At 67.2% G+C, this 25,043-nt stretch carries 20 protein-coding genes and 1 riboswitch; of the genes, 7 read left to right on the forward strand and 13 right to left on the reverse strand.

Translation table 11 applies throughout. From position 1 onward, the window contains the following. The first annotated feature begins 185 nt into the window (after nt 1-185). The 4 genes from ACWFRF_RS15830 to ACWFRF_RS15845 all read left to right on the forward strand — a co-directional run bounded on the left by ACWFRF_RS15830 (nt 186) and on the right by ACWFRF_RS15845 (nt 5,037). On the forward strand, nt 186-269 hold the full coding sequence (locus tag ACWFRF_RS15830) for a potassium-transporting ATPase (RefSeq protein WP_067449012.1): 84 nt from the start codon (nt 186-188) through the stop codon (nt 267-269). 83 nt (nt 270-352) lie between these two features. Continuing rightward, nucleotides 353-2,023 carry a potassium-transporting ATPase subunit KdpA gene (gene kdpA, locus ACWFRF_RS15835; RefSeq protein WP_452450581.1) on the forward strand — a complete coding sequence of 557 codons (1,671 nt, stop codon included), beginning with the start codon at nt 353-355 and terminating at the stop codon, nt 2,021-2,023. A 1-nt stretch (nt 2,024) separates the two neighbouring features. After that, the gene (gene kdpB / locus ACWFRF_RS15840) at nt 2,025-4,166 is read left to right on the forward strand and encodes a potassium-transporting ATPase subunit KdpB (protein WP_452450582.1); all 2,142 of its coding nucleotides are present in this window, start codon (nt 2,025-2,027) and stop codon (nt 4,164-4,166) included. A gap of 1 nt (nt 4,167) precedes the next feature. Next, a complete protein-coding gene (locus tag ACWFRF_RS15845; protein WP_452450584.1) occupies nt 4,168-5,037 on the forward strand; it encodes a potassium-transporting ATPase subunit C in 870 nt (289 codons plus the stop codon). A 53-nt stretch (nt 5,038-5,090) separates the two neighbouring features. Here the strand turns inward: ACWFRF_RS15845 and ACWFRF_RS15850 are convergent, their stop codons facing one another. From ACWFRF_RS15850 to ACWFRF_RS15895, 10 genes are all read right to left on the reverse strand, one after another. Next, nucleotides 5,091-7,235: an amylo-alpha-1,6-glucosidase gene (locus ACWFRF_RS15850; protein WP_387442114.1), complete on the reverse strand. Its 2,145-nt coding sequence runs from the start codon at nt 7,233-7,235 to the stop codon at nt 5,091-5,093. After that, nucleotides 7,232-8,401, reverse strand: a complete 1,170-nt coding sequence (locus tag ACWFRF_RS15855) for a glycosyltransferase family 4 protein (RefSeq protein WP_379316068.1) — start codon at nt 8,399-8,401, stop codon at nt 7,232-7,234. The genes ACWFRF_RS15850 and ACWFRF_RS15855 overlap by 4 nt, the downstream gene beginning before the upstream one ends. Nucleotides 8,402-8,686: 285 nt before the next feature. Beyond that, nucleotides 8,687-10,195 (reverse strand): PstS family phosphate ABC transporter substrate-binding protein, encoded by a 1,509-nt coding sequence (locus tag ACWFRF_RS15860; protein ID WP_452450587.1) that lies wholly within the window; start codon nt 10,193-10,195, stop codon nt 8,687-8,689. Between the two features lie 94 nt (nt 10,196-10,289). Further along, nucleotides 10,290-11,327 carry a PHP domain-containing protein gene (locus tag ACWFRF_RS15865; protein ID WP_452450588.1) on the reverse strand — a complete coding sequence of 346 codons (1,038 nt, stop codon included), beginning with the start codon at nt 11,325-11,327 and terminating at the stop codon, nt 10,290-10,292. A gap of 5 nt (nt 11,328-11,332) precedes the next feature. After that, complete coding sequence (locus ACWFRF_RS15870) at nt 11,333-11,914, reverse strand: dihydrofolate reductase family protein (RefSeq protein WP_378992139.1); 582 nt, start codon at nt 11,912-11,914, stop codon at nt 11,333-11,335. A gap of 64 nt (nt 11,915-11,978) precedes the next feature. Next, nucleotides 11,979-12,839 (reverse strand): bifunctional DNA-formamidopyrimidine glycosylase/DNA-(apurinic or apyrimidinic site) lyase, encoded by an 861-nt coding sequence (gene mutM, locus ACWFRF_RS15875; RefSeq protein WP_378992137.1) that lies wholly within the window; start codon nt 12,837-12,839, stop codon nt 11,979-11,981. Between the two features lie 3 nt (nt 12,840-12,842). Continuing rightward, nucleotides 12,843-13,574, reverse strand: a complete 732-nt coding sequence (gene rnc, locus ACWFRF_RS15880) for a ribonuclease III (RefSeq protein ID WP_358064067.1) — start codon at nt 13,572-13,574, stop codon at nt 12,843-12,845. 24 nt (nt 13,575-13,598) lie between these two features. Further along, the gene (gene rpmF / locus ACWFRF_RS15885) at nt 13,599-13,781 is read right to left on the reverse strand and encodes a 50S ribosomal protein L32 (protein WP_040708879.1); all 183 of its coding nucleotides are present in this window, start codon (nt 13,779-13,781) and stop codon (nt 13,599-13,601) included. Between the two features lie 80 nt (nt 13,782-13,861). Next, nucleotides 13,862-14,467, reverse strand: coding sequence for a YceD family protein (locus ACWFRF_RS15890; RefSeq protein WP_364401610.1), 606 nt, complete (start codon nt 14,465-14,467; stop codon nt 13,862-13,864). Between the two features lie 98 nt (nt 14,468-14,565). Further along, the gene (locus ACWFRF_RS15895; RefSeq protein ID WP_378992397.1) at nt 14,566-15,339 is read right to left on the reverse strand and encodes a DivIVA domain-containing protein; all 774 of its coding nucleotides are present in this window, start codon (nt 15,337-15,339) and stop codon (nt 14,566-14,568) included. Nucleotides 15,340-15,591: 252 nt separating this feature from the next. On the opposite strand from ACWFRF_RS15895, the gene ACWFRF_RS15900 reads away from it, so the two are divergent. Next, nucleotides 15,592-16,137: a GtrA family protein gene (locus ACWFRF_RS15900; RefSeq protein ID WP_378992136.1), complete on the forward strand. Its 546-nt coding sequence runs from the start codon at nt 15,592-15,594 to the stop codon at nt 16,135-16,137. On the opposite strand, the gene coaD is transcribed toward ACWFRF_RS15900, so the two are convergent. Continuing rightward, the gene (gene coaD, locus ACWFRF_RS15905; RefSeq protein ID WP_056811926.1) at nt 16,134-16,619 is read right to left on the reverse strand and encodes a pantetheine-phosphate adenylyltransferase; all 486 of its coding nucleotides are present in this window, start codon (nt 16,617-16,619) and stop codon (nt 16,134-16,136) included. The genes ACWFRF_RS15900 and coaD overlap by 4 nt on opposite strands. 86 nt (nt 16,620-16,705) lie before the next feature. Here coaD and ACWFRF_RS15910 point away from each other — a divergent pair, with 86 nt between their 5' ends. Next, nucleotides 16,706-18,139 carry an RNA-guided endonuclease TnpB family protein gene (locus tag ACWFRF_RS15910; RefSeq protein WP_378992135.1) on the forward strand — a complete coding sequence of 478 codons (1,434 nt, stop codon included), beginning with the start codon at nt 16,706-16,708 and terminating at the stop codon, nt 18,137-18,139. A gap of 37 nt (nt 18,140-18,176) precedes the next feature. Here the strand turns inward: ACWFRF_RS15910 and rsmD are convergent, their stop codons facing one another. Both rsmD and ACWFRF_RS15920 read right to left on the reverse strand, forming a co-directional pair. Next, on the reverse strand, nt 18,177-18,752 hold the full coding sequence (gene rsmD / locus ACWFRF_RS15915; protein WP_378992134.1) for a 16S rRNA (guanine(966)-N(2))-methyltransferase RsmD: 576 nt from the start codon (nt 18,750-18,752) through the stop codon (nt 18,177-18,179). After that, nucleotides 18,749-22,147: a pyruvate carboxylase gene (locus tag ACWFRF_RS15920; protein ID WP_378992132.1), complete on the reverse strand. Its 3,399-nt coding sequence runs from the start codon at nt 22,145-22,147 to the stop codon at nt 18,749-18,751. The genes rsmD and ACWFRF_RS15920 overlap by 4 nt, the downstream gene beginning before the upstream one ends. Before the next feature lie 301 nt (nt 22,148-22,448). Continuing rightward, nucleotides 22,449-22,634, forward strand: a riboswitch (cobalamin riboswitch). 137 nt (nt 22,635-22,771) lie between these two features. Between ACWFRF_RS15920 and metE the strand changes: the two genes are divergently transcribed. Further along, nucleotides 22,772-25,042 carry a 5-methyltetrahydropteroyltriglutamate--homocysteine S-methyltransferase gene (gene metE, locus ACWFRF_RS15925; RefSeq protein ID WP_452450618.1) on the forward strand — a complete coding sequence of 757 codons (2,271 nt, stop codon included), beginning with the start codon at nt 22,772-22,774 and terminating at the stop codon, nt 25,040-25,042. The last annotated feature ends 1 nt before the right edge of the window (nt 25,043 follow it).

Raw genomic sequence — 25,043 nt, forward strand, 5'->3', positions numbered from 1 at the left:
ATCTTTACGGTGTGTTGACAGCTATCGCGCCTGCTTTGACGGCATCCTCACACCCATCGGCGGCGTCAACGTTGCGCAAAGGCCGGGCCCCGAGGCGCTAAGGAGTCGTAAGGAAGCCACGCCGAGCCGCGATCCGGCGTTTCACTCACCTAGGTGCTCCACCTCGGAGCGCAAGGAGGTTGGAAATGTCTGTCGTGGTGTTCACGGTGCTCACCGTGGCGATCTTCGCGCTGCTGGGCTTGATCCAGCGAGGGGTGGAGAAGCTGTGATCGCGAACCTTGTAGGTCTCGCGCTGGCTGCCGGAGTCGCCGTCTTCATGGTCGCGGCGCTGCTCTTCCCCGAGAGGTTCTAGGTGAACACGACTACTGCGGGGATCGTCTTCGTGGCGGCTCTGGTTCTCGCGCTCGCCCTGGTGCATGTGCCGCTGGGCGACTACATGTACCGGGTCTACAGCAGCGACAAGTACTCCCGCGTCGAGCGGCTGATCTTGCGCGCCATCGGCGCGAAGCCCGAGGTCGAGCAGACGTGGCCCGTCTATGCCCGCAGCGTGCTGGCGTTCTCGGCGGTCAGCGTGCTGTTCCTGTTCTTTTTCCAGCTGGTGCAGGGCGCGCTGCCGCTGCACCTCGACGATCCCGGCACCGAGATGACCCCCGCGCTCGCGTGGAACACCGCGGTCAGCTTCGTCACCAACACCAACTGGCAGAACTATTCCGGTGAGTCCACCCAGGGTCACCTGGTGCAGATGGCCGGTCTCGCGGTGCAGAACTTCGTCTCCGCGGCTGTCGGCATGGCGGTGGCGGTGGCGCTGGTGCGTGGCTTCGCCCGTCGCCACACCGGCGACCTCGGCAACTTCTGGGTCGACCTGGTGCGCGGCACCCTGCGCATTCTGCTTCCGCTGGCGTTCGTGTTCGCGATCGTGCTGGTCGCGGGCGGCGTCATCCAGAACTTCCACCTCCACGATCAGGTCGCGCAGACCATCGGCGGCGCCGAACAGACGATCACCGGCGGTCCGGTGGCCAGCCAGGAAGTCATCAAGGAACTCGGCACCAACGGCGGCGGCTTCTACAACGCGAACTCCGCGCACCCGTTCGAGAACCCGAGCACCTGGACGAACTTCCTCGAGATCTTCCTGCTGATGGTGATCGCGTTCTCACTGCCGCGCACCTTCGGCCGGATGGTCGGTTCCACCAAGCAGGGCTACGCGATCGTGGCGGTGATGGGCACGATCGCCCTGGCCAGCATCTCGCTGACCAACCTGTTCCAGCTCCAGCACCACGGCACGGTGCCGACCGCGATCGGCGCTTCCATGGAAGGCGTGGAAACCCGTTTCGGCGTCGCCGATTCGGCCACTTTCGCCGGCGCGACCACGCTCACCTCGACCGGCGCGGTGAACTCGTTCCACGATTCCTACACCAGCCTCGGCGGCATGATGACGATGTTCAACATGCAGCTGGGCGAGGTCGCGCCCGGCGGTGTCGGGTCCGGTCTCTACGGTATGTTGATCCTCGCCGTGATCACGGTGTTCGTCGCGGGCCTGATGGTCGGACGTACCCCGGAATACCTGGGCAAGAAGATCACCCCGCGCGAAATCAAGCTGGCGGCGACGTATTTCCTGGTGAGCCCGCTGATCGTCCTGGTCGGCACGGCGGTGGCCATGGCCTTGCCGGGACAACGAGCGAGCATGCTCAACGGCGGGCCACACGGCATGTCGGAGGTGTTGTACGCCTTCACCTCCGCGGCCAACAACAACGGTTCCGCCTTCGCCGGTCTCACCGGCAACACCGAGTGGTACAACACCGCACTCGGCCTCGCGATGCTGTTCGGCCGATTCCTGCCGATCATCATCGTGCTGGCACTCGCGGGTTCGCTGGCCCAGCAGGGCACCACCCCCGCGTCGATCGGCACGCTGCCGACGCACCGGCCGCAGTTCGTCGGCATGGTCGTCGGCGTGACGGTGATCCTGGTCGCGCTCACCTTCCTGCCCGCTCTCGCGCTCGGGCCGCTCGCCGAAGGAATCCACTGAAATGACCACTCCCACACTAGAATCCGCACCGCAGCCCGAACACCGCACCAAGGGCGTACAACGCGGCGTCCTCGACCCGAAGTTGCTGCTCACCTCCCTTCCCGACGCCGTGCGCAAACTCGATCCGCGCACGCTGTGGAAGAACCCGGTAATGCTGATCGTCGAGATCGGCGCCGTGTGGTCGACCATCCTCGCCATCGCCGACCCGAGCTTCTTCGCCTGGGCGATCGTCGTCTGGCTCTGGCTCACCGTCGTTTTCGCGAACCTGGCCGAAGCCGTCGCGGAGGGGCGCGGCAAGGCGCAGGCCGACTCGCTGCGCAAAGCCAAGACCGACACCATCGCCCGCCGCCTGGCCGACTGGACACCGGGTGGGCGCATCGTCGAGGAACGCCTCGCGGCTCCCGAACTGCGACGCGGCGACTACGTCGTCGTCGAAGCGGGCCAGATCATCCCCGGCGACGGTGACGTCGTCGAAGGCATCGCCTCGGTGGACGAATCGGCCATCACCGGTGAATCCGCGCCCGTGATCCGGGAATCCGGCGGCGACCGCTCGGCCGTCACCGGCGGCACCACGGTGCTCTCGGACCGGATCGTCGTGCGGATCACCCAGGAGCCCGGCGCCAGCTTCATCGACAAGATGATCGCCCTCGTCGAGGGTGCGAGCAGGCAGAAGACACCGAACGAGATCGCGCTCAACATCCTGCTGGCCGCGCTCACGATCATCTTCGTGTTCGCGGTGACCACCCTGCAGCCGCTGGCCGTCTTCGCCAAGTCGAACAACCCCGGCGTGCCGGACACCTCGGCGCTGGACGCGCACGGCATCACCGGCATCGTGATGGTCTCGCTGCTGGTCTGCCTCATCCCCACCACCATCGGCGCGCTGCTCTCGGCCATCGGCATCGCGGGCATGGACCGCCTCGTGCAGCGCAATGTGCTGGCCATGTCCGGTCGTGCGGTGGAAGCCGCGGGCGATGTGAACACACTGCTGCTGGACAAAACCGGAACGATCACCCTCGGCAACCGCCAGGCAGCCGCGTTCATCCCGGTACCCGGCGTTCTCGACGACGACCTGGCCGACGCGGCACAGCTGTCCAGCCTCGCCGACGAGACGCCGGAGGGTCGCTCGATCGTTGTGTTCGCCAAGGAGGTGTTCAACAAGCGCGAGCGCAGCGCGGGTGAACTGCCCGGGGCCACCTGGGTCGAGTTCACCGCGCAGACCCGCATGTCGGGGGTCGACCTGGCCGACGGGCACCAGCTGCGCAAGGGGGCAGCGGGTGCGGTCACCGAATGGGTTCGCGCCCAGGGTGGTTCGATCCCGGCCGAGGCTTCGGCGATCGTCGACGGCATCTCCGCCTCCGGCGGCACCCCGCTGATGGTCGGTGAAGTCCGCGACGCAACACCGCGTCTGCTCGGCGTCATCCATCTCAAAGATGTCGTCAAGCAGGGCATGCGGGAACGTTTCGACGAGATGCGCCGCATGGGCATCCGGACGGTCATGATCACCGGCGACAACCCGTTGACAGCCAAGGCGATCGCCGACGAAGCGGGCGTGGACGACTTCCTCGCCGAGGCGACGCCGGAGGACAAGCTCGCGCTGATCAAGTCCGAACAGGACGGCGGCCGCCTGGTCGCGATGACCGGTGACGGCACCAACGACGCTCCCGCCCTGGCTCAGGCCGACGTGGGCGTGGCGATGAACACCGGCACCTCGGCCGCCAAAGAGGCGGGCAATATGGTCGATCTCGACTCGGATCCGACCAAGCTGATCGAGATCGTGGAGATCGGCAAGCAGTTGCTGATCACCCGTGGCGCGCTCACCACGTTCTCGATCGCCAACGACATCGCCAAGTACTTCGCGATCATTCCCGCGCTGTTCGTGGCACTGTTCCCCGGTCTGGACGCACTCAACATCATGCGCCTGGCCAGCCCACAGTCGGCGATCCTGTCCGCGGTCATCTTCAACGCGATCATCATCGTGGCGCTCATCCCGCTCGCGCTGCGCGGTGTCAACTATCGGCCGAGCAACGCCTCGAAGCTGTTGAGCCGCAACCTGACGATCTACGGCCTCGGCGGCATCATCGCGCCGTTCCTCGGCATCAAGGTCATCGATCTGTTCGTCCAACTCCTCCCCGGGATGTCCTGAAATGCGTATGTCAACCTGGATCCGCCAGCACCTGGCCGCCCTGCGCGCCCTGCTCGTGCTGACCGCGATCACCGGAATCATCTATCCCGTGGCGGTTTTCGCGGTCGCTCAGCTGCCCGGACTCGACAACAAGGCCGACGGCTCGCTCATCGAGCGGGACGGAAAACTGGTGGGCTCCAGCCTGATCGGGCAGTCGTTCGCCGGCGCCGACGGCAAGGCCATGGCGCAGTACTTCCAGAGCCGCCCGTCGGCCGCGGGCGACGGCTACGACCCGCTGTCCACCGCCGCGAGCAATCTCGGCCCGGAGGACATTGTCGACACCACCGACCGCACCAGCCTGCTCACCACCGTGTGCGCCCGTTCGAAGGAGGTCGGCGACCGTGAGGGGGTCGACGGCGCCCGGCAGTTCTGCACGAAAGACGGTGTGGGCGCGGCGCTCTCGGTGATCGGGCCGCGTGATGCCGACGGCGACGTGTCGCGGCCGGTGCAGGTGGTCAGCGTCAACGAACTCTGCCCCGCGCGACCGTTCCTGACCACGTTCCGCGGCGTCGCCGTGGAGTGTGCGCAGGAGGGCGAGGACTACGCCGTCGGCCGGATCATCCCGATCCTCGGTGACGCGCCGGCCGAGGCCACGGTCCCCGCCGACGCGGTCACCGCGAGCGGCAGCGGTCTCGACCCCCACATCTCCCCCGAATACGCGACCATCCAGGTCGACCGGGTGGCCGAAGCACGCGGCATCACCGCCACCCAGGTGCGCGAACTACTCGCCGCGCACACCGACGGGCGCACGCTCGGATTCCTCGGAGAGCCACGGGTGAACGTCGTCGAACTCAACCTCGATCTCGACGCCCGCTACCCGTTCGAAGGCTGAAGCACAGCAATCGGGGCCGCGACCATCGCTGGTCGCGGCCCCGATTCCGCGATCTACTCCTCGTCGGTGATCAGCGCCCAGCCCTCGGGCAGGCCCGTCACGGTCACCGCCGAGCCGCACACCTCGAGATCCACCGTCACCCCGTCGCCGAGCCGGAACTCCGACATCCGCACGCACCCCCAGGCCGGGGGAATCTGCGGCCGCAGCGTCAACGTCCTGGCCGGCACATCGGGATCGAGCCCGAGGAACGACCGAACCAGCAGCAACGGCGCCGCACTGGCCCAGGCCTGGGGCGAACACGACGTCGGATACGGCACGGGCGCGGCGAATCTCGCCCGCGGGAAACCACAGAACAGCTCGGGCAACCGGCCGTCGAACGCCGCGGCGGCATCGAGCAGACCACCCGACAGCTTCGTCGCCAGTTCCACCGCGCCCGGCACATGCTGGTATCGCATCAACCCGGCGACAGCGATCGCCGTATCGTGCGGCCAGATCGACCCGCAGTGGTAACTCATCGGGTTGTAGGCGCCCATATCGGAAGCCAGCGTCCGCAGCCCGAAGCCCGAATCCATCTCCGCCCGGGACAGATTCCGGATCAGGATCTCGGCGTGCTCGTCGGTCGCGATGCCCGACCACAGACAGTGCGCCGCATTGCTGGTCAACGCGTCGACCTGGCGTTTGCGTCCGTCCAAGGCCACCGCGTACCACCCGTAATGGGGTAGCCAGAACTGTTCGGCGAACTTGGTTCGCAACTCGTCGGCCCGTTCCCGCATTCGCACGGCCAGCTCGGGGTCGTCGAACTGGTCGGCGAGCTCCGCACGGGCCAGGAACGCCGCGTACACATATCCCTGGACCTCGGCCAGCGCGATCGGGGCCTCGGCGATATGTCCCGCGGCGTCGTTGATTCCGTCGAAACTGTCCTTCCAGCCCTGATTGATCAGGCCGCGATCGGTGGCGCGCACGTATTCGACGAAACCGTCGTCGTCGCGGTCACCGAAATCGGTGATCCAGCTGATCGCGGCGTCGGCCGCTGGCAGCAGGGTGGCGATCGACGCCGGATCCGCGCCCCATCGCAGACATTCGGCGAGCAGCATCACGAAAAGCGGTGTGGCGTCGACGGTTCCGTAATAGATCTGCCCGCCCAGCACCTGCCCGACCGAGGGCCCGCGCCGCATCTCGTGCATGATCCGGCCCGGCTCCTCCTCGACGAGCGGGTCGATCGTCTGCCCTTGCAATTCGGCCAGCTGCTGCAAAGTGCCCAGTGCCAGATCGGTTTCCAGTGGCAGCGACATCCACGCCGTGAGCAGGGAGTCCCGGCCGAACAGCGTCATGAACCACGGCGCGCCCGCCGCCACGAATGGCCGGTTGGTGCCCGAATCGGTGTGGATCTGCAAAGCGCCCAGATCGCTTTCGGTGCGCCGCAGGATCTGGTTGAGCAGGCCCGAATCCGCGGAGATATCGGTGGCGGTGGCTCGCCAGGCCTGGATCTTGCGCACGGGCTCGCTGGCCCGATATCGCTCGCCCGGTGTCCCCGCGGTCTGCGGGCGTTGCGCGGCACCCGCAGGCTGGGCGGTGATCTCGGTCTGCCAGCGCCCGCCCGCGGGGACCACGACCCGCCAGATCATGGTGCCGGGCAACACCATCGGCTCGACGGTCGAGGTGAGCGCGAGCCCACGTGACAGATCGGCGCGATCGTGCAGCAGCAGTTCACCGTCGGTGGTGGTCATCTCCGCCCGGCGCCCGTGGGTCCGGCCTTCCTTCACCGCGAACAGGTCGACGAAATCGGCGTCGACGTGCAGTTCGAGCACCACCGCTGTCGCCTCACGGCTCATGTTCTCCAGCGTGATCAGCTCGTGCATGCCCTCGGCGACGAGCCGATCGCGCACCACGAGCAGGGTGCTGTCGGCCCGACCCTGTTGCGGCGGCCTGCGCAGCACGAACCGCGCCGCGAAGGCCTCCGGGCTCAACACCGACAGCGCCTCGGGCCGTTTGCCGTCGATCATCAGCTCCCAGCGCGAAATCACCCTGGCGTCACGAAAGAACAGGCCCTGCGGCTTACCCGGCTCGATATCGCCGAGCCGGTCGGACAGGCAGAACGTGCCGCCTTCGACCAGGGTGATGTTGCCGCCGCCGCCACCGAGACCCGCGGGTTCCCCCGCGTTGAGGGGGCTCGGCGCCGAGGCGCTGTCGGTGCTCATGCGCGCCCGTTGGCCGCTACCCCGACGGGCATCGGCATCGCATACGCGGTGTCGTACCCGATCGTGGTGCGGGCGAGCAGATCCCGGTACACCTGTTCGTAGCCGCGGCCGAGGGTGTCGGCGCTGAAGTTGTCGACCACGTGCTTGCGGCAGACCGCCGGATCGTAGGTCTGAACTTCGGCGATGGCCGCGGGCAGCTCGGCCGGATCGTCACAGATCCGCCCGGTGACCCCGTCGACCACCACTTCGCTCACCGCACCGCCACGCAACGCGACCACGGGCGTACCGCAGATCATCGCCTCGATCATCACCATGCCGAACGGCTCCTCCCATCGAATGGGGAACAGCAGACACTTAGCTCCGGAGAGCAGCTTACGCTTGGCGGCCGCGTCGGCGAGACCGAACATCTGATCCTGATCGGTCATCCGCGGCCGCACGAACTCCTCGAAGTAGGCCTTCTCCGGCGGCTCACTGCACTTGCCCGCAAGGATCAGCGGCATGCCGACGGCGTGGGCGGCGTCGAGCGCCAGATGCGGGCCCTTGTCGTCGCTGAACCGGCCGAGAAACAGTGCGTAGTCCTGCTTCTCGGTCTCGTACGGCCACTGATCGGGACACAGCGCGTTGTGGACCCGGCCCGCCCATGGCAGATCGGGCGCCAGCGCGCGCTGACGGTCGCTGATCGCGACGAGCGAGCACTCCTGGCCCAGTTCCTTGTAGTAGCGGTAGCAGTCGTCCTGCACCGGGCCGTGCACGGTGACCACCGTCGGCAACCCGAGATTGGCGTAGGCGGGCGCGTTCAGCGGGCCCGCGAACGTGTGGTCGTGGACCAGGTCGATGCCTTCGGTATCGGCCAGCCGCTCGATGGCGCGGCGCACCCGCAGCGCGTGCACGATTTCCGGGAACGGATCGCCCAGCCGTTCGGGCTGGATCCGGTCCCACAGCGGAACGAAATCCGCTTTGGTACCGTCGACACCCGCACCGAACAGGGTGACGTGATGGCCACGCTCACACAGGGAGTCGACCAGATCGGCGACGACGGCCTCGACGCCGCCGTAGGCCTTGGGTGGAACATCGAAATACGGTGGAACAACCATCGCGATCCGCAGGGGACCACCGTGGTGATCGATCGAGTAGAGATCGGACGCGGACAAACCGGTCGGCGACATTGCCGACGTGTCTGTACTCATGACCTTCCTTCCAGGGACGCAACCTAGCAACACTTGCGCGAACAAGAGATGGCCGCCTCGGCGGAGGTGGAGACGAGAGCTTCACCGCCGTCCATGGGGCATGGTTGGCCTGGCCAGACGCAATACGCACCGTTTCGGGTGCCCGCCTGAACAGAGGGGCCGTCAAGGAACGTACCCCGCTACCGCAGAGTAAACCAGCGTGTTGCTGGAAATGTTCTATATCGATTACCTACCACGGCAGGAGATTACGCGGTCAGAGGCGGTCTACGGCGTACAGATTGCCTGTCCAACCGAATCCAGGCACGGAATATTGCCGAACTCCCGAATAGTGGCCCTGCCTTGACCGTGCATCAGGTAGTCGATGAACTGAGCCGCCAGCGAATCACCGGCCACCTGTCCATGTGTATCGGCGTACTCCACCACCGTGAGCGGGTACGTCCGCATCTTCATGGTGTCCTCCGACGCGTTGACCCCGTCCAGCGCGACGAGTTTCACCTCACCGCTGACCGCCGAAGTCTCCATGTAACCCACCGCGCCCGGGGTACGGGCGACGAACGATGCCACCCCCTCGGTGGTCTTGACTTCGCATTGTTCGCCCTCCGATGGCCTTCCGGCGCACGGGATGAACGGGAACACCTTACGGTTACCTTCGAGCAACCGGTTCTCGAGCGCCGTTCGGGTGCCGGAACCCGCCTCCCGGTCGATCAGCACCACCGGCTGATCGGGCCCACCGATCTGGTTCCAGTTCTTGATGTTTCCCCGGTACAGATCACGGACCTGCTGCGTCGTGAGATTCGGCAGGTCGACACCCGGGTGGGTCACGATCGAGAAGGAACTGAGAGCCAATTGATACTCGACCAGTTTGTCGAAGCCGTTGCCCTTTGGACCGTCACTGATCGCGAGCATCTCCTGCGTCGGGCCGGTCTGGACCAGCTCGACGAGCCCGTCGGAGGTTCCCGCGAAGTCGAAGGTGAATTTCGCTCCGGTGCAGGTCTTTGCGTAGTTCTGCGCGGCCGTGCGAATCATCGGCGCCATCGCGGTGGAACCGACCAGCGTGAGGGCACCCTCCGCGCAGTCACGCGGTGGCGGGTCCGGTTGCAGAGCGAGGACCGCTTGCACCGCGATCAGCGCGACCAGGAAGCCCGACAGCGCCATCAGTTTCTTCGACGGGCCGGAGTGACTCGTGGTCTCGACGACCTTGCCTCGCTTGACCCGCCCGGTCAGGACCGGTTCCACCGGCTCCCCGTCACCGTGCACCCGCTTGAGCACCGCGAGAATCTTGTAGTGCTGGCGTCGTTCGAGCTGCACCTTCGGCAGATCGATGATGCCGGCGAAGTTCTCGCCCTCGCCTCTGGCCCGTTTGCCGATACCCGATGCGGGGCCGAGATTGTCGGAGAGCGGCCCGTCCAGCTCGGTCACCGCCAAACCGATGACCTCACGACCAGGGAACGTGACATGCAGCCCGACCCGCGGATCGGCTCCACTCATCGTGTAGTCGTCGGGGTCGATGGCGAGCGTGCCGTTGTTCTCGACGCGGACCAGCACGACCGACAGCTTGGACAGGTCCAGCTGTGGCCCACCGGCTTCCGGGGTGCTCAGATTCGCCAGGGCGCCGACCAGCGACGCGGTGTCCGTCTCGCCGGTCACCGGCGTGTCCATCTGGACGCGGTATCCCAGCCGACGCCGCCCGACCAGGACGAATTCGCGAACGAACGCCGCCGAGGCCACCACGAGGCCGACCGCGGAAAGTACGAGCTCCACCGGAATGTCCATCAAATCCCCCACTAAACCATGTCGATCAGCGAGTTGATGTGTACCAGCCGGGATTCGGCGGATCAGAGATCGAAATCAGTTGTTGGGCAAGACTTCACTCATTCGATTCCGAGCACCAGGCGAGCAACTGCTCGACCGGCCAGGTGTCGATCACCTTTTCAGCCGTCACACCGTGCGCCAGCGCCCGCTCGCATCCGTACCCCTGCCACGCCAGCTGGCCCGGCGCGTGCGCGTCGGTGTCGATGGAGAACAGGCAGTCCATCTCGACGGCCAGCTCGATCAAACGCCCGGGTGGATCACGGCGTTCGGGGCGGCTGTTGATCTCGACGGCGGTGCCGTAACGACGGCAGGCTTCGAAGACGAGTTCGGCGTCGAACGACGACTCCGGCCGGGTGCCGCGCGCCCCTTCCACGAGACGGCCCGTGCAGTGACCCAGGATATCGACGTGAGGGTTCGCGACGGCGTAGACCATGCGCTTGGTCATCGTGTCGCTGTCGTCGCGCAGGTGCCAGTGCACGCTGGCGACAACGACATCCAGGCGTTCGAGGAGATCTGGCCGCTGGTCGAGGGTGCCGTCGTCGAGGATGTCGACCTCGATACCGGTGAGGACGCGAAACGGCGCCATCTGCTCGTTGAGTTCGGCGATCACGTCGAGCTGGCGCAGCAGCCGGTCGGCGGACAGGCCGTTGGCGACCTTGAGACGCGGCGAATGGTCTGTCAGCGCGCAGTATTCGTGGCCGAGCGCGGCCGCGACGCCCATCATCTCGGCGATCGGGCTGCCCCCGTCGGACCAGTCCGAGTGGGTGTGCAGATCACCGCGCAGCGCCGCGCGCAGCTCCTCACCCGCGGGTGCGATCGGCTTCGCCTGTGCGCGGAGCTCGGCAAGATAGCCGGGAACCTCACCGGCACAAGCCTGTTCGATGATGGCCGCCGTCTTGGGCCCGATCCCGGCGAGCTCACGCCAACTGTGTTCGCGGGCGCGAGTCGACACCTCGTCGTCGGCGAGCCCGGCGACGACATCGGCGGCACGGCGGTAAGCCTTCACCCGGTGCGTTTCGGCACGACCGCGTTCGAGCCAGAACCCGACCTCGCGCAGTGCCGCCACCGGACCCGGACTCGCCGCCGATGTCATCGTGACTACTTGATCCGGCCGTACTTGAGGAACGCGACGCCGTCGGCGTACACCCGGCTGGTGATCACCCGGAACTTCTCCGGCGCGGGCAGTTTCGCCCCGCCGCCGAACAGCGGCCTGCCGGTGCCGAGCACCACCGGATGCAGCTTCAGGAACACCTGGTCGATCTCGGGCAGCAGCGCCTGCGCCAGTTCACCGCCACCGCAGAGCCAGATGCCCAGTCCGTCTTCGCGTTTGAGCTCACGCACCGCGGCGATCGGATCCTCGGCGATCAATTCCACCCCGGGTGCGGGTGATTCGGGCAGCGTCGTGGACACCACGTACTGGCGCAGGTGCTCGTACGGGCTGGCGGTGCCGGTGCGTACCCCGAAGTCGTGGGTCTTGCGGCCCATGATCACGGTGTCGAAGTAGATGTTGCCCGCCGCGATTCCGCGCGCCTCGCGCACCTTGGTGGGCAGGGTTTCCGGGTACTGCGAGATGATCGCGGGCCCGTGATCACCGCCCACCGGGAAGAAGTCCAGCGTTCCGTCCTCGGCGGCGATGAAACCGTCGATTGTCGATGCCACGAAATAGGTCAGCTTGCGCATAACGTCCTCCCTGCACGGACCCGGTCTGTCACGACCTGTCAGAGGAAACGTTAGCGTGCCCGGATCAGCGGCGGCGCGGCTTCCGTTGACACTTCGGACAGGAAAACGACGACCGATTCATGAACTGTTCCCGCACCAGCAGCGTCGCACACCGATCGCACGGTTCGTCCTCGCGCCCGTAAGCGGCCAGTGACCGGGAAAAATAGCCGGATTCGCCGTTCACATTCACGTACAGGGCGTCGAAGGAGGTGCCACCGACGGCCAGCGCCTCGGTCATGACCGCGCTGACTCCGTCGAGCAGGGTACGCACGACCGGCCGGGTGAGTTCGGCGGCCACGCGGGTGCCGTGCAATCCGGCCCGCCACAGTGCTTCGTCGGCGTAGATATTGCCGATACCCGAGATCACCGTCTGGTCGAGCAGCACGCGTTTGATCTCGGTGTTCTTGGCGCGGATGGCCGCGACCACGGCCTCGCGATCGAACAGTGGGTCGAGCGGATCGCGCGCGATATGGGCCACGGAATCGGGCACCACGGTCCCGTTCACCTCGACGAGGTCGGCCAGCGCCCAGCCGCCGAAGGTGCGCTGATCGACGAAGCGCAATTCGGCGCCGTCACCGAGCACGGCCCGGATGTGCGCGTGCTTCTCGACGGGAGCGTCGGCGGGCTGCACCAGCATCTGACCGCTCATGCCCAGATGCACCACCAGTGCGGTATCGGGCTCGTCGAAGGTGAGCCACAGATACTTACCGCGGCGCTGCGCGGAGTCGATCCGCAACCCGGTGAGCCTCGCCGCCAGATCAGCACCACCCGCGATGTGCCTGCGCACGGCTCGCGGGTGGGTGACGGTGACGGTATCGATGGCCCTACCGACGGCGTGCTCGGCGAGACCGCGACGAACAACCTCGACCTCGGGCAGTTCGGGCACGGCTCAGGCTTTGTCTGCGGATTCGGCGGTCAGCGCCTTGTACGCGGTACCGGCGGCCTTCTGCTCGGCTTCCTTCTTGGAGCGACCCACGCCTGAACCGTACGGAACACCGGCGATCACCGTGGTGGCGGTGAACTCCTTGTTGTGGTCCGGTCCGGTGGAGGTGATCTCGTAGGCGGGCACGCCGAGACCGCGTTCGGCGGTGAGCTCCTGCAGACTGGTCTTCCAGTCGAGGCCGGCGCCCATGCGGGGGCCGCGCTCGAGCAGGTCGGCGAACAGCCGCAGCACCACACCGCGCGCGGTTTCGATGCCGTGCTCGAGGTGCACCGCACCGAGCAGCGATTCCATGCCGTCGGCGAGGATGCTCGGCTTGTCGCGACCGCCGGTGAGCTCCTCGCCCTTGCCGAGCAGCAGGTACTGGCCGAGTCCGCCGTCGCCGAGACCACGCGCCACCTCGGCGAGCGCGTGCATGTTCACCACACTGGCGCGCAGTTTCGCGAGTTCACCCTCGGACTTCTCCGGATGCTCGGTATACAGGCGCTCGGTGATGCTGAGGCCGAGTACCGAGTCGCCGAGGAATTCCAGGCGCTCGTTGGTCGGCAAACCGCCGTTCTCGTACGCGTACGACCGGTGCGTCAGCGCTAGGCGCAGAAGCTCCGGTCGTACGTCGACACCGAGGGCGGTGAGCAGGCTGGCGTGATCCGCCGCGCCCACATTGTCTTTACTGGCTGTCACGTTGCTAGGAATGATCTACAACGATCAGACTGCAGAGGTGACCTGGCGGCCCTTGTAGGTGCCGCAGGACGGGCACGCGATGTGCGGGAGGGTCTTCTCACCACACGCGCGGTTCGGGCAGGTGACCAGGGTCGGCGCGGTGGCCTTCCACTGGCTGCGCCGCGACCGGGTGTTGGAACGCGACATCCGACGCTTGGGAACAGCCACGGCTACTTCTCCTCTTGGTTTTCGCTGACTACACCGGCATCAGATGCCGCGGCAACGGTTTGGTCTTGGTGGTGGAACCCTCAGGCGGGGTCGCCGGTACCGGGCTCGTCAGTGGCAAAATTCGCCAACTTCGCCCAGCGAGGGTCCAGTATCTCATGCCCATGATCAGGACCCGCAATCGCCATCCGCACACCGCACTCGGGGCACAGGCCCGCGCAGTCCGGCGAGCACAGCGGCTGCAGCGGAAGCTCCAGCCCGATGGCGTCGAGGATCACCGGCTCGAGGTCGACGAGGTCGTCTTCCATGCGGTAGACCTCGGCATCCTCGGTCGTCTGCTCGGTGGTGCTGTCCGGATACGCGAACAACTCCGTCAGACGAATCTCCACCTGGTCCTCGAACGGTTCGAGGCAGCGCGAGCACTCCCCGGCCGTCGGCCCGGACGCCGTGCCGGTGACCAGCACACCCTCCGAGACCGCCTGCAATTGCAGATCGAGTTCCACCTCGGCATCGGCCGGGATGGCGATCAGGTCGAGACCCAGCCGCTCGTGGTCGGTGACCGTGCGACGCAGCTCCCGCATGGTTCCCGGCCGACGGCCGAGATTGCGGACATCCAGCACAAAGCCCGCCTCCGACACAGGACCACTGGTCTTGCGTGGACGCGCGGACGAACCGGAACCGGCGGACATCACGGACTCACTTACCGTTGAGGGGATAATGGGCAACCATTCCACAGTACGGCAGGACCCCGCCGGAACTCAAAACGCGCGCTGGGCGCCAGGGCCGGTCAGCGCCGGTGCTCGGCAGCGTATTCCGGGTATTCGGCGGCCGGTGCGCCGCGCATCTGCTGGCGTCCGCGGGTGATCGAGCGCCGGGTGGTGTTGAGCGTCTCTTCCATGGATGCGAGCCTGTTGCCGAAATCGGCCATCTGCTCGTCGACGTAGTCGTCACATTCGGTGCGCACCCGGTCGGACTCGGCCTGGGCCTCGTCGATCAGACGGGCGGATTCGGCGTGCGCGACCCGGACGACCTCGGTCTGCGCGACGAGGCGGGCCTGCTCGGCCTTCCCGTCGGCGACCGAACGTTCATAGGAGGCCTTGCCCGCTTCGATGGCCCGGTCGGCGTCGATCTGGGCGCGACCGGTGAGCTCGTCGTACTCGGCATTGCCGTCGGCGACGACCTGATCGGCCTCGGCCTGGGCCGACGTCACCAGGCGGTCGGCGTGGGCGGTGGCCTCGGCGACCATCCGGTCGGCGTGGTCCTTGGCGTCGGCGAGGATGCGATCGGCCTCGGCGCGCGCCTTGTCGATGGTGGTGCGTGCCTGCTCGTTGGCCGTGGTGACCGTCGTTTCGGCGCCGGAACGGGCGTCGCCGACGATCTTGTCGCGGTGATCGAGCACGTCCTGGGCGTCGTCGAGTTCACCGGGTAGCGCGTCGCGGACGTCGTCGAGCAGCTCGAGAACATCGCCGCGCGGCACGATGCAACTGCGGGTCGGCGGGATGCCACGCGCCTCTTCGACGATGGCGACCAGTTCGTCGAGTGCTTCGAATACGCGATACATGCTCACTACCCTCCTGCGGACTCACGGCGAAACCACTACCGCCGACGCCCAGTGTGCCTGTCCGGGGCGGCTGTGCCGAATGTCGTCGCGGTGTGTCGCGACAGTGTCCAAGATCGCACAGATATCAAGTGGAGTGCAGCCCTCCACTTCGGCTACCATCGGTAAGCACGACAACGCCGTCCGCCGGGAAGCACCGCAACCTTTTCGCTGTTGTACTCCTCGACGTCTGTTCATTTGGGATCGGAGTCGAACATGACCCTCCTGGAAACTCCTAGGAGTCCGGTGTCGCACGTCGCGGGCATGTTCACTCCCTGGACCGGTCCGTTCCCCGTGGTGACGCCGAGTGAAGTCGCACCCGCGCTGCGCCCGCAGTTCGAGGGCGCGCTCACGTACCTGCGCGGCGACCGCGCGCTGCCCCAGCTCTTCCGCTTCGCCCTCGTCGGCGGATCGAGCAACATCGCCTATGTGTTGCTGTTCTTCGCGATGCACGGCATCGGCCCACTGGTCGCCAATGTGGCCGGATCGGTGGTCAGCACGATCATCGCCAACGAATTCCACCGTCAGCTCACGTTCCACGCCACCGACCGGGTCACCTGGTTCACGGCGCAGTGGGAAGGCGGCGGGATCGCGTTGATCGGACTCGCGATCACGACCGCGTGTTTGGCCGGACTGGATTTCTGGGCACCCGGACTGGGTGACATCACGCAGGCATTGACGGTCCTGGCCATCACCGCCGCGGTCGGCGGCATGCGATTCCTCGCCCTGCGTGGACTGTTCCGCCTGCCCGCGACTTCCTAGCCCTTACGTTCGGCCAGGCGGTCCAGCAGGCGCTTGTGGACCGCCGGCGGGAGCATGTCGCTCACGTCGCCGCCATAGGCCGCCACTTCCTTGACCAGCGAGCTGGACAGGAAGCTCAGGGACGGATTGGTGGCGATGAAGAAGGTGTCCACGCCGGCCAGTTTGTGGTTCATCTGGGCCATCTGGAGCTCGTAGCCGAAGTCGCCCGCGTCGCGCAGCCCCTTGACGATCGCGCTGATCCCCTCCTGCTTGGCGAAGTCCACCGTGAGGCCCTGCCAGGAGGCGACGCGCACGTTCGGCAGGTGGGCGACGGATTCGCGCAGCAGTTCCATGCGCTCCTCGACGGTGAACATGCCCTGCTTCTTGGGGTTCACGTTGACGGTGACGATCACCTCGTCGAACTGGGCGGCCGCGCGAGCGAACACGTCGAGGTGACCGTTGGTGACCGGGTCGAAGGAGCCGGGGCACAGTGCTGCAGCCATACCTCAGAGACTATCTGAGAACTGAGACGGCCCGTGCCGGGCGGCTCGTCATTCAGTGTCGGTGGTGCGTGTCACACTCGTGGATGATGAGCCGCCACACGACTTTCCGGTATTGCCTCGACCCCATAGTCGAGCAGTCCGACATGCTCGCAAGGCATGCCGGTGCGGCCCGATTCGCGTTCAACCAAAGCCTCGACTTCGTGAAAACCGCTCTCACCCAACGCAAAACCCGCCCAGCACATCCGGTCCCATGGACTCGGTTCGACCTGATCAAAACGTTCAACACCTGGAAGAAGACCGAAGCCGCAGGACGGGTCTTCACTGTCGACGCGGCTGGGGTCACCGAAGTACAGGTAACCGGGTTGGCATGGCGTGCTCAGGTGTCTCAGCAAGTTTTCGAGGAAGCCGCCGTCGACTGCGGTCGCGCGCTGGCCGCGTTCTCTGATTCCAGAACCGGCAAACACGCGGGTAAACGGGTCGGGTTTCCCCGGTTCAAGAAGAAGGGTACAACCGTCCCGGCATTCCGGATCCGTAACAAGCCCGCCAAGTCGGGGCGAGCGTCGATCCGAGTCGGTGACCAGGGACGCGCTCGGTCAGTGGCGTTGCCTGGGATCGGCGCGATCCGGGTGCGCGAGGACACCCGCCGGTTGCGGCGGATGCTTACCAAAGACCGGGCGAGGATCCTCTACGTCACCGTCGCCTATCGGGTGCGACGCTGGTGGATCAGCCTGACCGTCGAAGCATCTGATCTCCACACAGCCCATCGTCACCGGCCCCGGGAACACGCTGATCACGGTGGCTGGGTCGGGATCGACCGCGGTTTGACCGCGTTCGCTGTCGCCGCGAACTCCACCGGTGCCGAGGTCGCTCGTATCACCAACGCCCCCAAACCACTGACTACCGGGCTGGATCGTCAACGACGGATGGCGAAGTCGGTGACTCGGAAGCAGAGCGGGTCCCGCAACCATCGGCAGGCGGTTGCCCAGCTGGCCCGCCACCATCACAAGGTCGCCAACATTCGCCGTCATTTCGCTCATCAAGTTGCTAACCAGTTGGTCAAGACCCACGACCGGCTCGTTGTCGAAGACTTGAACGTTGCGGGAATGCTCGGCAACCGTCGTTCGGCCCGCGCGATCAGCGACGTCGGATGGGCCGATTTCGCGCGCCTGTTGGTCTACAAGCAGGCATGGCACGGTGGCACGGTCACCGTCGCGGATCGTTGGTTTCCATCGAGTAAACGGTGCTCGGCCTGCGGCGCACATAATCCGACGCTGTCGTTGGCGGATCGCGTGTTCGTCTGCGAATGTGGGTTTCGCGCTGACCGGGACCACAACGCGGCGGTCAACCTCGCACTGTGGCCGACGATTGAACAAGACTTTTCACGATCCCCGGACCCCCGAGCAGGAGGCCGGGTTACCAAAGTCCGCCGACGGGAAGGCTCTGACCGGCACCCTGTGGGTGTCGGTGAAACCGTCCTGGTAGACGCGGGAACAGAGGTTCACGCCACGCTTGTGGCGTGAACCGACGACGCCCGAGAAGGGCGGTGTCCGGGACGATCTAGGTTTCCGGACACGCTGTAGCACCGAACTCGGCGAGCTCGACTCTGGTCTCCCCGTATTTGCGTGTCTTCAACGCCACATAGCCTGCGGGCCAGGTGATCTCGGGTGAGCGGCTCGACCGTTCCACCACCACCAGCGCTTCCGGCGCGAGCCAGCCGTTGTTCGCCAGCGCGGTGAGGTCGGCGATCACGTCCTCGGTGCTCACGTCGTAGGGCGGATCCGAGAACACCACGTCGTAGGCCCTCGGCGCGGATTGTTTCAGCACCGAGGACACACTGCCGAGCCGCAGTTCGGCACCGGGCAGACCGAGCTCGGCGATATTGGCGCGCACCACCTCGCCCGCCTTGCGATCGGACTCCACGAGCAGCGCCCGCTGCGCCCCGCGCGACAGCGCTTCCAACCCCAGCGCCCCCGAGCCCGCGTACAGGTCCAGGACCAGCGTCCCGTCCAGATCGAGGCGGGCGTCGATCGCGCTGAACAGCGCTTCACGCACCCGATCGGAGGTAGGGCGGGTACCGGCGGGCGGCACCTTCAAGCGCCGCCCGCCCGCCACACCCGCGACGATGCGTGTCATTCCGACTCGCGTGCGACCAGTTCCACCAGCAGGTCGCCGCCCTCGACCTGGGCCACCTTGGTGGTCGCGATCCGGCCCACCACGCCACCGCGCGGCGCGGTGATGGCCGCTTCCATCTTCATCGCCTCGATGGTGCCGACCGTGTCGCCGGCGTGGATCTCGTCGCCCTCGGACACCGCCAGGGTGACCACACCGGCGAACGGTGCCGCGATGTGGCCCGCGTTGTTCTTGTCCGCCTTCTCCGCCGCGGGCACCTCCGAGGCGACGGACCGGTCACGCACCGCGACCGGGCGCAACTGCCCGTTCATGATGCACATGACCGTGCGCATGCCCTTCTCGTCCGGCTCGGAGATCGCCTCGAGGCCGATGAGCAGGGTGACGCCCTTCTCCAGCTGCACGCGGTGCTCTTCGCCGCGGCGCAGGCCGTAGAAGAACTGGTTCTCCGACAGCCCGGTGGTGTCGCCGTACTTCTCGCGGTGGGCGTTGAACTCGGCGGTCGGGCCGGGGAACAGCAGCCGGTTCAGTGTGGCGCGACGCTCGGCGGACGAGCCGTCGAGGGCCTTCTGATCCGCCGGGCTCAGCGGGGTCTCGGGCTTGGGCTCGTTGCGCCCGGCCAGCGCCTTACTGCGGAACGGCTCCGGCCAGCCGCCTGCCGGGGTGCCGAGCTCACCGCGCAGGAAGCCGATCACCGAATCGGGGATGTCGTAGCGGCCCGGGTCGGCGGCGAAGTCCTCGATGTCGACACCGGTGCCGACCAGCGCGAGCGCGAGATCACCGACGACCTTCGACGACGGAGTCACCTTGATCAGGCGACCCAGCAGCCGGTCGGCGGCCGCGTACTTGGCCTCGACCTCTTCGAACCGGTCGCCCAGGCCCAGCGCGATCGCCTGCTGACGCAGGTTCGACAGCTGACCACCCGGGATCTCGTGGGTGTACACCCGACCGGTCGGCGCGGGCAGACCCGACTCGAACGGCGCGTAGACCTTGCGCAGCGCCTCCCAGTACGGCTCGAGATCGCACACGTTCTGCAGGTTCAGGCCGGTGTCGCGATCGGTGTGCGCGGTGGCCGCCACGATCGCCGACAGCGCGGGCTGTGAGGTGGTGCCCGCCATGGCAGCGGACGCACCGTCGACCGCGTCGGCCCCGGCCTGCCAGGCCGCCAGATAGGTGGCCAGCTGGCCGCCGGGGGTGTCGTGGGTGTGCACGTGCACCGGCAGATCGAAGTTGCTGCGCAGTGCGGTCACGAGTTTCGCGGCGGCGGGGGCACGCAGCAGACCGGCCATGTCCTTGATCGCGAGGACGTGCGCGCCCGCGTCGACGATCTGTTCGGCCAGCTTCAGGTAGTAGTCGAGGGTGTAGAGCGATTCGTTCGGGTCGAGCAGGTCGCCGGTGTAGCTGAGCGCGACTTCGGCTATGGCGGTACCGGTTTCGCGGACCGCGTCGATCGCCGGACGCATCTGGTCGACGTTGTTGAGCGCGTCGAAGATGCGGAAGATGTCGATACCGGTGGCGGCGGCCTCGGAAACGAAAGCGCGCGTGACCTGTTCGGGGTAGGGCGTGTAGCCCACGGTGTTGCGACCGCGCAGCAGCATCTGCAGGCAGATGTTCGGCACGGCTTCGCGCAGCGCGGCCAGGCGCTCCCACGGGTCCTCGTGCAGGAACCGCAGTGCCACATCGTAAGTCGCGCCGCCCCAGGCTTCGATCGAGAGCAGTTCGGGGGTCAGCCGCGCGACATGACCCGCCACACCGAGCAGACCGTTGGTGCGGACACGGGTGGCCAGCAGCGACTGGTGTGCGTCACGGAAGGTCGTGTCGGTGACACCGAGTGCCCTCTGCTCGCGCAGGGCCTTCGCGAAACCCTCCGGTCCGAGAGTGAGCAGACGCTGGCGCGAGCCGTCCGGCGGCGGCAGCGTGAGGTCGACAGCGGGCAGCTTGTCGTAGGGGTACACCGTGGTCGGGCGGTCGCCGTTCGGCTTGTTGACGGTGATGTCTGCCAGATAGGTCAGGATCTTGGTGCCGCGGTCGGCCGAGCCGCGCGAGGTGAGCAGTTCGGGACGCTCGTCGATGAACGAGGTGGTGACCCGGCCCGCCTGGAAATCGGGGTCGTCGAGCACCGCCAGCAGGAACGGGATGTTGGTCGTCACGCCGCGGATACGGAATTCGGCCAGCGCCCGGCGGGCGCGCGCGGCGGCGGCGGGCAGGTCACGACCACGGCAGGTGAGCTTCACCAGCATCGAGTCGAAGTAGGCGCCGATCTCGGCGCCGAGATTCGCGCCGCCGTCGAGGCGGATGCCCGCGCCGCCGGGGGTGCGGTAGGCGGTGATGCGGCCGGTGTCGGGGCGGAAGCCGTTGGCCGGGTCCTCGGTGGTGATGCGGCACTGCAGCGCGGCGCCGCGAATCTGCACCGTCTCCTGGCTCAGCCCCAGGTCGGCGAGGGATTCGCCCGCCGCGATGCGCAGCTGCGACTGCACCAGGTCGACGTCGGTGATCTCCTCGGTGACCGTGTGCTCCACCTGGATGCGCGGGTTCATCTCGATGAACACGTGGTTGCCGCGCTCATCCAGGAGGAACTCCACGGTGCCCGCGTTGATGTAGCCGATCTGGCGGGCGAAGGCCACCGCGTCGGCGCAGATGCGCTCGCGCAGTTCCGGTGACAGGTTCGGGGCGGGCGCGAGCTCGATCACCTTCTGGTGGCGACGCTGCAGCGAACAGTCCCGCTCGAACAGGTGCATGACGTTGCCGTGCTGGTCGGCCAGGATCTGTACCTCGATGTGGCGCGGGTTCACCACCGCCTGCTCGAGGAACACCGTCGGATCGCCGAACGCCGACTCCGCTTCGCGCGACGCGGCCTCGATCGACTCACGCAGTTGCTCGGGCGCGGCGACCCGGCGCATGCCACGGCCACCACCACCGGCGACGGCCTTGACGAAGATCGGGTATTCGAGTTCGGCCGAGGCGGTGAGCAATTCGTCGATATCGGCCGAGGGCTCGCTGGACTTCAGCGTCGGCAGTCCGGCCGCCTTCGCCGCCGCGATGGCCGTGGCCTTGTTGCCGGCCATCTCCAGGATCTCGGCGGTGGGGCCGATGAAGGTGATGCCCTCGGCGGCACAGGCCGCGGCGAGGTCGGGGTTCTCCGACAGGAAGCCGTAGCCGGGGTAGATCGCGTCGGCGCCGGCGCTCTTGGCCGCCTCGATGATCGCCTCGATCGACAGGTACGCGCGAACGGGATGACCCTCTTCGCCGATCTGATAGGACTCGGCAGCCTTCAGGCGATGGACGGAATTGCGATCCTCGTGCGGGAACACCGCGACCGTTCCGATGCCGAGTTCGTAGGCCGCGCGGAAGGCACGGATAGCGATCTCACCACGATTTGCGACCAAGACTTTCGAGAACATTGGCCTACGGTACCCGGCCACGAGCCGGGGCCGGACACGCAAGGTGGCTTCGCAGCAATCTTCACACCGCACACCTGCCTACCTGCGAAGTTGCGTTCATCGGGCCGTCACATCTCACCGTGCGCAGCGGTGCGCGGTGCGCACGGACAACGTGGGCGCAACCGCAGGTCACGGCCGTGTACCGGATGGGGCGGTGACCCATGGCCCCGCCGAGGGCCTATGCTGGGCAGGCAGCTGGTTCGCGTGCGCGGTGGAAGAGTCGGAGCCCCGACCTCCCGCGTAGGCGTCGAAACCCGGGTGCGGATCATGTTCCGCACCGGGTGAGAGGGAACCCGGTGAGAATCCGGGACTGTCCCGCAGCGGTGAGCAGGAACGACCGCCGTCATCAGCACTGGGCTGCACGCCTGGGAAGCGACGGCCAGTAGGTCGGTCGATCACACGACCGGTGCCCGCGAGTCCGAAGACCTGCCGACTGTGCCGGATACGCCGTATCCGGCGGCCACCGCCTCGTGGATCGGGCGCGCGGACCACCGATACCGACCTGTCGTGTGCTTTCGCGACTCTGTCGGCCGTGTGGCGTGTGCCCGCGAAAAGGCGGCGGCTCTCCCCGCACGACACTGGAGAATCTCCGTGACTGTTTCGCATACCCCCTTCACCGCAACGGTTCTCGGCCTACCGCGAGTGGGCCCGAACCGGGAACTCAAGCGCGCCACCGAGTCCTACTGGGCGGGCCGCGCCGATGCCGCGCACCTGCACGCGGTCGGCCGTCAGCTCCGTCGCGCCCAGCTCACCGAACTCGCCGCGGCCGGAATGGATTCGGTGCCGGTGGGCACCTTCTCCTACTACGACCAGATGCTCGACACCGCGGAACTGCTGGGCGCACTGCCGGCGCGGGTCGCCGGAATCGCCGATCCGCTCGACCGCTATTTCGCGGCCGCGCGCGGCACCGACACGATCGCTCCGCTGGAGATGACCAAGTGGTTCGACACCAACTACCACTACCTGGTGCCCGAAATCGATGCGGCCACCACCTTTTCCCTGCATCCGGGCAAGCTGCTGACCGAACTCGACGAGGCGATCGAGCTGGGGGTCCCCGCACGGCCGGTGGTGATCGGTCCGATCACCTTCCTGAAGCTGGCCAAAGCCGTCGACGGCGCCGCACTGGAGCGGCTGCCCGAGCTGGTGCCGCTGTATCTCGACCTGCTGGCCCGGCTGGCGGACGCGGGCGCGCGGTGGGTACAGATCGATGAGCCGGTGCTGGTCACCGACCTGACCGAGGCGGAGCTCGCCCTGGTCGGCCAGACCTACAGCGCGTTGTCGGCCGCGCAGAACCGGCCCGCGATCCTGGTCGCGACCTACTTCGGGCACCCCGATGCCGCCCTGGCGGTGCTGGCCGACACCGAGATCGAGGGTGTCGCCCTCGATGTCACCGCGGGCGCCGATCTCTCGGCGGTCGCGGCGTTGCCCACCCTGTCCCGCAAACTGGTGGTGGCGGGTGTGGTCGACGGCCGCAATATCTGGCGCGCCGACCTCGACGCTGCCCTCGGCACCCTGGGCACCCTGCTCGGCAGCGCCGACGCGGTGGCCGTGTCGAGCTCGTGCTCGCTGCTGCACGTGCCGTATTCGCTGACTCCCGAGACCGGGCTGGACGAGCGGCTGCGCTCGTGGCTGGCCTTCGGCACCGAGAAGGTCGGCGAGGTGCGCGTCCTGGCCACCGCACTCACCGCGGGCGTCGACGCGGTCGCCGACGAGCTGGCCGCGGCCCGCGCCGCCGCCGACTCACGCCGGACCGATCCGCGTCTGCACAACGACCAGGTCCGCGGCCGGTTGGCCGCGCTCGACGAGAACGACCTGACCCGCTCCCCCGCCGACGAGCGTCGCGCCCGTCAGCGCGATCACCTCGACCTGCCGGTGCTGCCGACCACCACCATCGGCTCCTACCCGCAGACCTCGACCATCCGGCTGGCCCGTGCCGCGCTGCGCAAGGGCGAGATCGACCAGGCCGAGTACGTGCGGCGGATGCGGGCCGAGATCGCCGACGTGATCACCCTGCAGGAAGAGCTCGGTCTCGACGTGCTGGTGCACGGTGAACCCGAACGCAACGACATGGTGCAGTACTTCGCCGAACTGCTCGACGGTTTCGCCGTCACCGAGGCGGGCTGGGTGCAGTCCTACGGCACCCGCTGCGTGCGTCCGCCGATCCTGTTCGGTGATGTCACCCGGCCCGCGGCGATGACGCTGTCGTGGATCGGATACGCCCAGTCGCTGACCACCAAGCCGGTCAAGGGCATGCTCACCGGCCCGGTGACCATCCTGGCGTGGTCGTTCGTCCGCGACGACCAGCCGCTGGGTGACTCGGCCCGCCAAGTCGCGCTCGCCATCCGGGACGAGACGCTCGACCTGGAAGCCCAGGGCGCGCGGATCATCCAGGTCGACGAGCCCGCCCTGCGCGAGCTGCTGCCGCTGCGCGCGGCCGAACAGCCTGCCTACCTGCGGTGGTCGGTGGACTCGTTCCGCCTCGCCACCGCGGGCGTCGCCGACACCACCCAGGTGCACACCCACCTGTGCTACTCGGAGTTCGGCGAGGTCATCTCGGCGATCGCGGGCCTGGACGCCGATGTCACCTCGATCGAGGCGGCGCGCTCGCACATGGAGGTCCTCGACGATCTGAACGCGGCCGGGTTCGCGCTCGGTGTCGGGCCTGGCGTCTACGACATCCACTCGCCGCGGGTGCCGTCGGTCGAGGAGATCACGATCTCCCTGTCCGCGGCGCTGAAAGCCGTTCCGGCCGAACGCCTCTGGGTGAATCCGGACTGCGGCCTGAAGACCCGCGGACCGGTGGAGGTCGAGGCGTCGCTACGCAATCTGGTGACGGCCGCCGCGGCGCTGCGCTGAC

This window comes from Nocardia sp. NPDC055165 (assembly GCF_053606985.1).